This is a genomic window from Mesorhizobium sp. M1066 (assembly GCF_040318635.1).
Lineage (GTDB): Bacteria > Pseudomonadota > Alphaproteobacteria > Rhizobiales > Rhizobiaceae > Mesorhizobium.
The window spans coordinates 549,410-561,451 of sequence record NZ_JAMYMR010000001.1 but is presented as its reverse complement, the minus strand read 5'-3'; the positions used below and the strand labels follow the sequence as shown (position 1 = coordinate 561,451).

Below are 12,042 nucleotides of genomic sequence, written 5' to 3'. Positions count from 1 at the left end.
GCTCGGGCCGGATGACGATCTCGACCCGCTCCAGATGCGCCGGGAACGCCTTCCGCGGTCGCGCAGCACGTCGCGGCTCGCCTGTCGGTCTTGCGGTGTTGCGGCCTCGAGTTCGGACTCAATCGCGCCGAGCCCGGTCTGGATTCGAAGGCGAAGGCCTGCTGGGCACGTTCGAGCTTCTCGGAGCTGCGACCGAAGCGGCGCGCTCCAGCTGCTTGACGATCCCTGAAGGTCGGCAATCCTCTCCTGGGCACGCCCGTTGAGTGTCGCCATCCGGACGATCTCGGCCTTGAGTGTTCGCTCCGGAGTTGTTGCAGCTCGGCCTTCTCCGCCGCCATGGCGACCAATATCGCCTTGAGCGGAACGATTTCGTGGGGACGGGCCAAAGCGCTTCTCGTCATGACGCCGACAGAAGCTTATTTTGCACGGCCAGAGGCCCGCCTTTTGCGCCTGAGTCACTTCGCCACGGCCTATCCGGCCGACGTCGGACGCCGTCTCCGTTCGGCTCAAACGCGCCAGTCCATGCCTTCGACGAGCGCCATCAGTTGGGCGCGGCAAGCCGGATCACCCCGTTCTCCACCCGCGGCCAGCGGAACTTGTCCTCGTCCAGCGCTTACGGTGCGGGTATGCCGGCGTCGAGCAAACAGAGAGAAGTTTGGGGCAGAACTAGGACGGCTTACGAAGTGTTGTCCTGGTCCGGTTTGAGTGTCGAATCTTCAGATCGATTGCTTGGGCGACCAGATTCCCGGCCGCCAGCGAGCCCGCAACTGCTCAGCAGAAGGGCGAAGTGAACGTGAGTGCATCCATTTCGTAAATGTGTATCTATCCAAGCAATCGATTTCTATAATTGTCCGATGAGGAATATCAAGGCGTCAGGCAGGGTGCATCATTAGGAGTATTTTGCGATGGTAAAGTTTATTGAGGGTGGCCCGGGTTCCAAAGTGCCCCCCCCCGATTTTGACGATTTGCTCCCCCCCGAGATCCGAGCCGATTATACGCTCCCCTACGTGTGGTGGGGAGACGATCATACTGGAGAGATCGGTGGCTGGATTAACGGTCGTGACGGTGACGGTAAGGACTCGCTGACCGGGAGCACCGACAATGACACGATCCATTTCCTCGGTCCGGTGATTGGGTTCGACCCGGGTGTCGGGTGGGAGCCGGACATTTCCACTATCACCGATTTCGACCCGACGGAGGATAAGTTCGCTTTCTATGCGGTGCGCCTCGGCAACGACAACAGCGCGCATGAGTTCGCCCACCTGGGCGGTGTGGTCACCGTGGCCGACCTAGGCCTGACCGCGTCGGACTTCACCTTCTTTTGATCCAGAAAACCCATACGGTACATCGCCCCGCCCCCCCCGGGGCGGGCGCTTTCCTTTTCCGCTACTTGCGATGGGCCGGGGCGCCCGGGAGCAGTCAGCGTGTACAGTGACGAGGCCCTGCGCGTCGCGCTGGTCGTGCACCGAAATCTCCCTGAAGGTGTGGAGGCGGAAGCCTGTCCGGGCCCTTGCGGCCGGCCACGATGACGTTGCCCTTCCAAACCTTCAGCCGGACGGTGTTGTTGTTGACCCGCTCCATTAGTGCCAAACCAAACATATTCGGCGGGAGCACTGATCCTCAATCAGCGAGCGGATGCAGTCGGTCGCCGTTCGGGGAGCAATATAGGGAGCTGGGTCGCCAGCCTCCGGAGACTTACGTGAGAAGCCATTCCTTGAAAGATTCAGTTTTGAGACCTTTCCCTCTGACTTCCGCCGTTTGGGGAATTCTGTTGATCAGCGGCGTGGTCAACGTGCTTGCCCTGATCTCGCCGCTGTTCATGCTTCAGGTCTATGACCGCGTTCTGGCAAGCGGCAGCGTATCGACGCTGGTGGGGCTCGTCGTGCTTGCTGCGGGGCTTTATGCGTTCCAATGGCGTCAACTCCATCGATAACGTGGGAGAGCGCGAGGATCCCGGTGTCCGGCATTCATCAGAACAATGACGTTTCCAGCTCCATTCGCCGCCACCTGGTGTCGGGCCTTCTGGCGAGCGTGATCTTTGTGGGAGGAGCCGGAGCCTGGGCGGCCTTCACGAATCTCTCCGGTGCGGTTGTCGCGTCCGGACACTTTGTCGTCGATTCCTATGTCAAGAAGGTGCAGCACCCGACCGGCGGGGTGGTGGGAGAAATCCTGGTGCGCGAAGGCGATAAAGTAAAAGCCGGCGACATCCTCATTCGGCTCGATGCCACCCAGACGCGCGCTAATCTCGCCATAGTCACCAAGCGGCTCGATGAGCTCGCCGCCTACCAGGCAAGACTCGATGCTGAACGTGACGATCTCGCGGAGATCGCCTTCCCGGACTGGCTGCTCGCCCGAAGAGATGTTCCGGACGTAGCTTCGGCAATACATAGCGAGACGCTGCTGTTCGAATTCCGCAGACAATCCCGCGACGGAAAGCAGGCGCAACTGGCGGAACACATTACTCAATATCACCACGAGATCGAAGGATTCGAGGCGCAGGAAATTGCCTGTGAAAACAGGATCGAGGTTCTCCAAAAGGAAATTGCTGTTCTGAGTGGGCTGCGCGACCAAGGCATTGTCTCGGACCAACGGTTGAACAGCCTGAAGATCCAGGTTGCCACTTTCGGTGGTGAACGCGGTGAGAAGATCGCAGATCAGGCACAGACGGCAGCCCGCATAGCCGAAACGCGCCTGCAGATCCCGCAGATCGATCAGGATTTCAAGACCGAAGTCGGCCAGGAGCTCAGAGAGGTTCAGGCGCAGGTCGGGGAGTATAGTGAGCGCAAGGTGGCGGCTGAACAGGAACTGCGACGGATCGATATCGTCGCGCCGCAGTCAGGCACCATTCAACAACTCGCAGTTCATACGGTCGGCGGAGTGATCACGCCCGCCGGTCCGATCATGCTAATCGTGCCGGAAGGCGACGATCTTGCGCTGGAAGTACGGATCACCCCGAAGGACATCGACCAAATCCAGCTTGGTCACAAGGCCGTGCTGCGGATGTCAGCCTTCAATCTGAGAACCACGCCGGAATTGAACGGATATGTCAGCCGGATCGCAGCCGATATGGCGACGGACGAAAAAAACGGCATTTCGTATTACCTGGTGCGTCTATCGGTTCCGCATGCGGAACTGACGAAGCTCAAGGACCTGACGCTCGTGCCCGGCATGCCGGCCGAAGCGATGGTCCAGACGGGCGAGCGTACGGCGCTTTCCTATTTTGTGAAGCCGCTGTCGGACCAAATCAGTCGGGCATTCCAGGAGGAATGAAAGTAATTCTGTTAGCTTGGCGTAGTCCGCGTCGCGTAGAGTCCGTGCGGCCGACGTGCGGAAGCTGTCGGTTCCGAGATCCTTGAACTCTCGGCTCGCGCGAACGCACTCCCTAATGTTCCATTGCTCGCAATGGGCAGTGCTGGCGAGATACTCGGCGACACAGCCCCATGCCTGTTCTTCCGAGGCCGGCTTGACAGCGAGCGAATGCGTAACGCAGCTGTGAGGACCCGCCAGTTGTCGTTTCAGCTCGGCTTCGGTCAACTTCGACAGCCTGTCGGCGAAAGGCGCCATCACGAGGCCATTGGCGGCAAATTGCCCTCCTCTTATTGCGCGGTAGCAGCATGCGTGTCGGGGATGGAACCGTCTCCGGCCCCCCATTCATCGCTGAGGCCGCGCCGTACCCGCCGCCACCGGAACTTGTCCACGTCCAGCGCGCTTACGGTGCGGGTATGCCGGCGTCGAGCAAACAGAGAGAGGCTTGGGCCCAACCAGGGCGGCCGGTTACCAAGTTTTCCTCGTCCGTTTGAGTGTGAATGTTCGGGTCGATCGTCTGGGCGCGTCCCCGCCGCCTGCGAGCCCGCTACTGCTCAGCGGAAGGGCGACGTGAACGTGAGTGCATCCATTTCGTAGATGTATGCCTATCCAAGCAATCGATTTCTCCAATTGCCCGATGACGAATATGAACGCGTCAGGCAGGGTGCATCATTAGGAGTATTTTTCGATGGCAAACATTATCGAGGGTGGCCCGGGTGCCGAAACACTCATCGGCACCGAGCGTGAAGATTGGATAGAGGGTTTCCAGGGCGGTGACTGGATTGACGGTCGTGGCGGCAACGACGAGATCTCGGGTGGCCCGGGCAGTGACCGAGCCATTGGCGGCGAGGGTAATGACCGCATCTTCGGCGGAGATGGCTGGGACGATCTCTCCGGCGACAACGGCCGCTTCAACGCGCGCATCTCCGGTGAGGACAATGACAGGCTCAGCGGCGGTCCCGGCCAGGATGTCCTCTACGTGGGTGACGGCCAGGACACGTTGACCGGGGGCACCGACAATGACACGTTCGTGTTCCAGTTCCACAATCCGGTGCCTGGGGTTGTCGGGTCGAAGTCGGACATTACCACTATCACCGATTTCAACCCGGCGGAGGACAAGTTCGCCTTCGATGCGGTGGGCCTCTACAATGACGGTTTTGGCGCGAACTTCGTCAACAACGCCAGCATACAGTCCGGCTACCCGGTGAGCAGCTTCTACAGTGGTGCGGCCTCAGGTGCGAACGGCGAACACGTCGTGGTAATCACTGGCGAATCTTTCAACTCTGCTTCTGAAGCCGCGAGTGCGATCTCCGGCGAGCACGCCGGCGACATCATTGTCTACCAAAGCAGCTACACCGACAGAGTCGCAACTCTGGCCTATGTCACCGCCGACAACAGCGCGCATGAGTTCGCCCACTTGGGCGGTGTGGTCACCGTGGCCGACCTAGGCCTGACCGCGTCGGACTTCACCTTCGTTTGATCCAGAAAACCCATACGGAACAGCGCCTCGCCCCGCCCCCCTGGGCGGGCGCTTTCCCGTTTCCGCTACTTGCCATGGGCCGGGGCGCCCGGGAGCAGTCGCAGCGTGGATAGCTTGACGAAGCCCTGCGCGTCGCTCTGGTCGGTGCACCGAAATCTCCCTGAAGGTGTGGAGGCGGAAGCCTGTTCGGGCCCTTGCGGCCGACCACGATGAATCCCTTTCCAAACCTTCAGCCGGACGGTGTTGTTGACCCGCTCCATTAAATGCCGGGACTAAACATATTCGGCGGGAGCACTGATCCTGACCCAGCGAGCGGATGCAGTCGGTCGCCGGTCGGGGAGCAATATGGGGCTGAGTCGCCAGCCTCCGGAACTTACGTGAGTAACCATTCCTTGAAGGATTCAGCTTTGAGACCTTTCCCTCTGACTTCCGCCATTTGGGGCATTGTGTTGATCAGCGGCGTGGTCAACGTGCTTGCGCTGATCTCGCCGCTGTTCATGCTTCAGGTCTATGACCGCGTTCTGGCAAGTGGCAGCGTATCGACGCTGGTGGGGCTCGTCGTGCTTGCTGCGGGGCTTTATGCGTTCCAATGCCTGCTCGACATTTTGCGCGCCCGCGTGCTGCTGCGGATTGGCGAGCGTTTCGATGGAGAGTTTTCCGGACGCGTTCACGATGCGATCGTTCGCCTTCCGCTTTCAACGCGCATGCCGGGCGACGGCTTGCAGCCGCTTCGCGATCTCGATAATGTTCGCGGCTTCTTAGGTGGAAACGGTCCGACAGCGTTCTTCGATCTGCCATGGATGCTGCTTTATCTTGGCATTTGCTTCCTCCTTCATTTCTGGATCGGCATGACGGCACTTGTCGGGGCGGTCGGTCTCACATCTCTGACACTCCTTGCCAACACTCTCTCGCAACGGCCGATAAGCGATACCGTTGCCCACAACATGGCACGCAATGGTCTGCTGCAAGCAGCGCGTTGCAATGCCGAGGTCGTGCAAGCTCTCGGTCTTGGAAAGCGGATCGCTGCCCGATGGCAAAAGGCCAATGCCAAGTTTCTGGCCGCCAACCGGAAAGCTGGGGACGTGGCAGGTGGGCTGGGTGCCTTTTCAAAATCGCTGCGCGTGCTGCTGCAATCGGCCATTCTTGCCGTCGGCGCGTACCTTGTCATCAGACAGGAGGCTACGGCCGGGGTTATGATTGCCAGTTCGATCATGATGGGGCGTGCGCTGGCTCCGGTCGATCTGGCCATTTCAAGCTGGAAACCTTTCCTCATGGCGCGGCAGGGTTGGGCGCGGCTGGAGGACCTCTTGGAAAAGGTTCCTGAATCCGCTGCTGTTATGCCAATGCCTGCACCTGAACGCGAACTGCGCCTCGAAGGCGTGACAATCGTTCCGCCCGGCGAAAGGAAGCCGACCGTGACCGGCCTTGCGTTTGCCATTCAGGCGGGAAGCGCACTCGGGATCATCGGTGCATCGGGCTCGGGCAAGTCGACACTCTCGCGCGCCATCGTCGGCGCATGGGCGCCGGTCGCCGGAAAGGTTCGCATCGACAGCGCAAGCCTCGATCAATGGGACCGGGAAGCACTAGGCCGTCATGTCGGCTATCTGCCGCAAGGTGTTGAACTGTTCGACGGCACCATTGCCGAAAACATCGCTCGTTTTGAAGATAATCCTGACCCTGAGGCTATTGTCGCCGCGGCGAAAGCAGCGGGCACGCACGAACTGATCCTCCGATTTGAGCACGGCTACGAAACTCCGATCGGTGAGGCCGGATCGGCACTTTCCGCCGGGCAGCGCCAGCGTATCGGTCTTGCCCGTGCTCTTTATCGAGACCCTTTCCTTGTTGTGCTGGATGAACCCAATGCCAATCTCGATTCGGAAGGCGAGGCTGCGGTCATTAAGGCGATCGCCTCCGTGCGCGAGCGCAAGGGCATTGCGGTTGTCGTCGCCCATCGGCCCAGCGCCATCCGCGCCGTGGATTTGGTGTTGGTGATGGAAGGTGGACGGCAGCGAGCATTCGGTGCGCGTGATGAAGCGCTTTCCAAAGTCCTGAAGGGGACAGCGATGGCACGAGGCGCTGGCGTCAACGCCATCGAGTCTACACAGGATCAAGTGGGAGAGCGCGCTGACATGGAGGATCCCGGTGTCCGGCATTCATCAGAACAATGACGTTTCCAGCTCCATTCGCCGCCACCTGGTGGCGGGCCTTCTGGCGAGCGTAATCTTTGTGGGAGGAGCCGGAGCCTGGGCGGCCTTCACGAATCTCTCCGGTGCGGTTGTCGCGTCCGGACACTTTGTCGTCGATTCCTATGTCAAGAAGGTGCAGCACCCGACCGGCGGGGTGGTGGGAGAAATCCTGGTGGGCGAAGGCGATAAAGTGAAAGCCGGCGACATCCTCATGCGGCTCGATGCCACCCAGACGCGCGCCAATCTCGCCATAGTCACCAAGCGGCTCGATGAGCTCGCCGCCTACCAGGCAAGACTCGATGCTGAACGTGACGATCTCGCGGAGATCGCCTTCCCGGACTGGCTGCTCGCCCGAAGAGATGTTCCGGACGTAGCTTCGGCAATACATAGCGAGACGCTGCTGTTCGAATTCCGCAGACAATCCCGCGACGGAAAGCAGGCGCAACTGGCGGAACACATTACTCAATATCACCACGAGATCGAAGGATTCGAGGCGCAGGAAATTGCCTGTGAAAAAAGGATCGAGGTTCTCCTAAAGGAAATTGCTGTTCTGAGTGGGCTGCGCGACCAAGGCATTGTCTCGGACCAACGGTTGAACAGCCTGAAGATCCAGGTTGCCACTTTCGGTGGTGAACGCGGTGAGAAGATCGCACATCAGGCACAGACAGCAGCCCGCATAGCCGAAACGCGCCTGCAGATCCCGCAGATCGATCAGGATTTCAAGACCGAAGTCGGCCAGGAGCTCAGAGAGGTTCAGGCGCAGATCGGGGAGTATGGTGAGCGCAAGGTAGCGGCTGAACAGGAACTGCGACGGATCGATATCGTCGCGCCGCAGTCAGGCACCATTCAACAACTCGCAGTTCATACGGTCGGCGGAGTGATTACGCCCGCCGATCCGATCATGCTAATCGTGCCGAAAGGCGACGATCTTGCGCTGGAAGTACGGATCACCCCGAAGGACATCGACCAAATCCAGCTTGGTCACAAGGCCGTGCTGCGGATGTCAGCCTTCAATCTGAGAACCACGCCGGAATTGAACGGATATGTCAGCCGGATCGCAGCAGATCTGGCGACGGACGAAAAAAACGGCATTTCGTATTACCTGGTGCGTCTATCGGTTCCGCATGCGGAACTGACGAAGCTCAAGGACCTGACGCTCGTGCCCGGCATGCCGGCCGAAGCGATGGTCCAGACGGGCGAGCGTACGGCGCTTTCCTATTTTGTGAAGCCGCTGTCGGACCAAATCAGTCGGACATTCCGGGAGGAATGAAATAAGCCACAGAAATATATTGTTGTATTTCTTGGTTTCTTTGAGAGTGGTAACACCTGAAGGCACAGACATATTTCCTCATTTGCCTCTGGTCACAACTTCTTTCTGTAGTGAATTTAGCATCTTAACGTACCCTCAAATGCAGAAATGTCCGCGTTTCATGTTGCAACTGAGTATCCTTGGTTTTCAACGGTTTTTAATGGTGCGCGACATGAAAGGCGACATGAAACACCGCCACCAGCGGCAGCGGGCTGTTCGTTTCTCTTCTGCGGAATGAAAGTCAGTCAGTGCCGCGTGGCTGACATCGCCTCGAACATATCCCAAGCCTCATCTCGGTTTCGGTGCTTGCCGGGAATGCGGACCCAGCACTGCTTCGCAAAGATCCGAGCTTCTAGATCGTCATCAGGATGCGTATCGGTCATAAGCGCCGTCCAGTCCCACTTCCGGGCTTCGCGGCGCATCACGTCGACCACAAACCAGCCGGAAGGCGGTCGATCACGTTCGGTGGTTCGCATGGCAGTTTCCTTCTGAACGAAAGATCCATCTCGACGGTCTCTTCACCTGTGGGTGCAATGCATAGGAAGGTCAGAATCTCGCGGGAGGCGTCGGCTATGGCGCTTCAACTTGCCGTTCTTTGAAAGATCGCATCACAAAATGGTGTGGCGGTCTGAGCAACTGCCTCCCCGTTCGAACATCGCGATGATGATCATGCGTCCGCCGCAGCACGGGCACGGAAGCGCAAGCCGTCCGGTTCGGCTGATGGGTCGTTAGTGGCGGGAGGCACGGCCGCGAGCACGGGATCTGCGGTATTGTCGCATTAGATTACCTGGCTCGCGATCGAGACGGTCTCTTCGTCTTGCGTTGCCGTCGGCTCGATCTGCGCCGCCTGCTTGAACGCGTCCAAGATGCTAACAATCGAGAGACTTTCCAATGGCAGATTCGGCGTGCGGACCTGCAGCAACAAACGGAAGAGCTGGATCTTGAAGAGCAGGTTGCGGATAGCACGTGGTGACGGGCGCCTGTTGATCGCTCGGAAGTAGCCTGGCACAAGTTGCCCCAGCTCGCCGACCTCATCCTTTGTGAAGCGGACATCGCCCTCGTTGAAGGGAAACGTCGGCGCGTCTGCCTGAATGGTTTCGGCCTGAGCCGATCGTTTCCGAACCCGTTCCAGGTCCGCTCGGGCCTGCTCCTCCATCGCGACGGTCTGATCGTAGCGCTTGATCACGTCGGGGTTCTGGGCAAGTCGCTCTTCAGCCGACAGGGCTTCGAGCTTGCGGTTAAACTCCTCGGCCGCTGCGTTCTGTCGCATCCTGACGGTCTTTTCTTGCTCCGATGGGGGAAAGAAGGCATCCGCCAATCCCATATCCCGCAAGTGCTTTGGCACCGGCTTTGAGGATGGTGCATCGATATCGACAAATGGTCGTTTCTGCCCTTCACGCACAAGTTCGATGGTCGACTTCGCACTGGCTTTGGCGGCTACCGCATTTTGCAGAACCCTTTCCGCCCTTTGCAGCTCGTCAATTCGCCGCCCTTCCGCGTCCTGCTTTTCCTGCTCTTCGCTTTCCTCAAGCTCGCGCGAGGAAAGCTTCACGGCTAAGGCCGCTACGTCGCGATCACTCAGCGCCGGGAAGCGGAGGTGGCAGGCAAACAGCTTTTCGTTCTGCTCGGCAACGATCTCTTGCTTCGCAATCAGCCTGGCGTTAGCGGCACTAGCTCCGACAATGTCGGCGGCGCGTTCGTCGATCATGTCCGTGTAGTGCTTGGCAATAGCAAACGCCAGAACCCGTTCGTCGACCAGCATCAGCACCTGCAATCTGTTCCTGAGAACCGGGTCGTCGACCAACAATTTCATGTTCTCAATTACAGTCAGCATGTCGTCTGGGCTGCATCGGTCTAGGTCGTCGACGATCAACAGCACACGGTCTGGTCCGGGCGCGGAAATCCACCAGGGGCCCAGGATGGTGACCAAGACAAGTCCAATCCAGGCCAAGAGTATCCAGTTTTCCGGATTGGTTGCCGCACGCTCTTCGGATTTCTGGTTGTGCGCGCTTTTGGGCCCCACGGTTTCATTATGCAATCCTTCGCCAACGCCGCCGTCGAGGATTTGGGCGATCGCCTCAAGGCTCCGGATGAGAAAGCCACCCTCTCGGGGCTGGGGCGATGTGCACAGACCGTAGGCCCAGCCAACTGCCACGGCTGCCAATATCAGTAGGGGGAACACCAGCGTGGTCCGCACGGACCGCCTCTGCCCGTTGGTCGATGGAAACTCGCTCCTTCCGTCACCCTCCGACGGAACGTCGGGCGGTTTCTTCGTCCAAGCCGACAGCAACGCTTTCACGTCCTCCCCGACCAGTGCCAGCATACCGAGCCGCTCCGGCCCAGTGCTCAGCCTGGCGTTCTTCGCGAAAATGGCTCTGACCTTGGTTTGCACCTTGGGAGCGATTACGGCCATGTGAGCGAGCGCGCCTGTCCCGATCAGGGCTCCCAGTACAGCTGCGAGTTGCAAAGTTGCGCTGAGAGGGATCGCCAATAGGGCGAGCGACATCAGCGCGCCGACGAGCGGCCATGGCCCATAGCGAAAATGGGACGCTCTGGCCGCCAGAGCCATCCTATCGAAACTGCGCAGGCTGGCCCCCGCACGCTCGACGAGGCTCTTGTAGAGGTACACCCATGCTTCAGGCGCCTGACGGTACTTCCAGGCATTGTGGCCTACGACCTCGTAGCGCAGCTTAGCAAACGGTTGTTGGGGTGCTCCAGTCTGTGTGACGAAGTCTTCCGGGGATTCTAGCAAAGGCTTCAGCAGCCGCGTGAGCGTGGTCTTTCCGCTGCCCCATGGCCCAAAGAGGGCAAAAGTGAATTCGTCCTCAGCGCTGCGCAGGATTGTTGCCAGAGCTTCTGCGTAATCTTGAACGAAAAGCGACAACTCTTTGTCATCTGCCTCCCTGACCATCCTTGGGATGCGCCCTGCCTTAGTCTTCGCGACTCCCTTCATCCCCCTCACCAGGGCACCCAACTGCCATTCTTCGATACGCGTCGGCAGGCGAGCTTCCGGGTCATCGAGACTTCGCAGGACGATATCCGTTAGCCTTACTTCTCGCTTGCTGCCGCAGGCCTGGAAGACATGTGTCAACCCGGGACCAAGGCGGACGCCCACGAGGCTAGTTGCCGGCGCGATCCCCCTGAACAACTCAATGTCCGGTACAGGGATTTTTTGAAAGAAACTCTCGGCCGCGGCGTCGAGGCGACTGGAGAAGCCCCCCCGAACGAGCTCGCCCCAACGGCGTAATTGATCGAACTCGTCGCTCAACCGTTCGGCATCGTCAGAAACAGTAGTGGCAAGCCTGCGGGCCATAAGGAGGGTTGTCAAAAATACAGTCGACGTGGAAAGTATTTCGCGTTCTCTGACCTTCTCCGGCAAATACCTCGCGCATTCGAGCAGGACGTGGGCGCATATCGGGCTGAGGATTAGACTCTCAATTCCTAATGCCTGCTCAAAGAGGGAGGCCAAGAGGGACTCTACCCGAGTTCGAACCTCAGTGCTGGCGCCGGGTACAATTACAGTTGGCATCGCCTCCCCCGATCGCGATCTTCCTAGCCTACACTCTGATAACAGCAATTGCTCGATTTGACAGCTACGGGTCGATGCACAAGTCAAATTTTCTTAAAGCATGGTATCCGCGTTCGCTTAGGCTTTTTCGGGTAATATTCGGCTTGCTACTTCGATCGGGTGCCGCATCTGCGTTTCTGATGATCCTCGGTACCATAGAGGTCCCATCGGGGCGAAATTCTGAAAGATGGCT

7 protein-coding genes and 1 pseudogene are annotated in these 12,042 nt (G+C 59.1%); 6 read left to right on the top strand and 2 right to left on the bottom strand.

The features are described from left to right. The first annotated feature begins 905 nt into the window (after positions 1-905). The 6 genes and pseudogenes from NKH52_RS02525 to NKH52_RS02500 all read left to right on the top strand — a co-directional run bounded on the left by NKH52_RS02525 (position 906) and on the right by NKH52_RS02500 (position 8,242). Complete coding sequence (locus NKH52_RS02525; protein ID WP_352657211.1) at positions 906-1,325, top strand: hypothetical protein; 420 nt, start codon at positions 906-908, stop codon at positions 1,323-1,325. A 389-nt stretch (positions 1,326-1,714) separates the two neighbouring features. Beyond that, positions 1,715-1,912: pseudogene (locus NKH52_RS02520) on the top strand (type I secretion system permease/ATPase); the annotation flags it as partial. Positions 1,913-1,956: 44 nt separating this feature from the next. Then, complete coding sequence (locus tag NKH52_RS02515) at positions 1,957-3,270, top strand: HlyD family type I secretion periplasmic adaptor subunit (protein ID WP_352731175.1); 1,314 nt, start codon at positions 1,957-1,959, stop codon at positions 3,268-3,270. Between the two features lie 724 nt (positions 3,271-3,994). After that, the gene (locus tag NKH52_RS02510; RefSeq protein ID WP_352658127.1) at positions 3,995-4,786 is read left to right on the top strand and encodes a calcium-binding protein; all 792 of its coding nucleotides are present in this window, start codon (positions 3,995-3,997) and stop codon (positions 4,784-4,786) included. A gap of 392 nt (positions 4,787-5,178) precedes the next feature. Next, positions 5,179-6,954 carry a type I secretion system permease/ATPase gene (locus NKH52_RS02505; protein WP_352658130.1) on the top strand — a complete coding sequence of 592 codons (1,776 nt, stop codon included), beginning with the start codon at positions 5,179-5,181 and terminating at the stop codon, positions 6,952-6,954. After that, positions 6,929-8,242, top strand: coding sequence for an HlyD family type I secretion periplasmic adaptor subunit (locus NKH52_RS02500; RefSeq protein WP_352731177.1), 1,314 nt, complete (start codon positions 6,929-6,931; stop codon positions 8,240-8,242). The genes NKH52_RS02505 and NKH52_RS02500 overlap by 26 nt, the downstream gene beginning before the upstream one ends. Positions 8,243-8,526: 284 nt before the next feature. On the opposite strand, the gene NKH52_RS02495 is transcribed toward NKH52_RS02500, so the two are convergent. Both NKH52_RS02495 and NKH52_RS02490 read right to left on the bottom strand, forming a co-directional pair. Then, positions 8,527-8,757 carry a hypothetical protein gene (locus NKH52_RS02495; RefSeq protein WP_023736267.1) on the bottom strand — a complete coding sequence of 77 codons (231 nt, stop codon included), beginning with the start codon at positions 8,755-8,757 and terminating at the stop codon, positions 8,527-8,529. A gap of 302 nt (positions 8,758-9,059) precedes the next feature. Next, on the bottom strand, positions 9,060-11,594 hold the full coding sequence (locus NKH52_RS02490) for a P-loop NTPase fold protein (protein ID WP_352612163.1): 2,535 nt from the start codon (positions 11,592-11,594) through the stop codon (positions 9,060-9,062). Between the last annotated feature and the right edge of the window lie 448 nt (positions 11,595-12,042).

Coding starts and splice junctions, on each gene's coding strand:
- NKH52_RS02525 (WP_352657211.1), top strand. CDS start 906: ATGGTAAAGTTTATTGAGGGTGGCCCGGGTTCCAAAGTGCCCCCCCCC.
- NKH52_RS02510 (WP_352658127.1), top strand. CDS start 3,995: ATGGCAAACATTATCGAGGGTGGCCCGGGTGCCGAAACACTCATCGGC.
- NKH52_RS02495 (WP_023736267.1), bottom strand. CDS start 8,757: ATGCGAACCACCGAACGTGATCGACCGCCTTCCGGCTGGTTTGTGGTC.
- NKH52_RS02490 (WP_352612163.1), bottom strand. CDS start 11,594: ATGGCCCGCAGGCTTGCCACTACTGTTTCTGACGATGCCGAACGGTTG.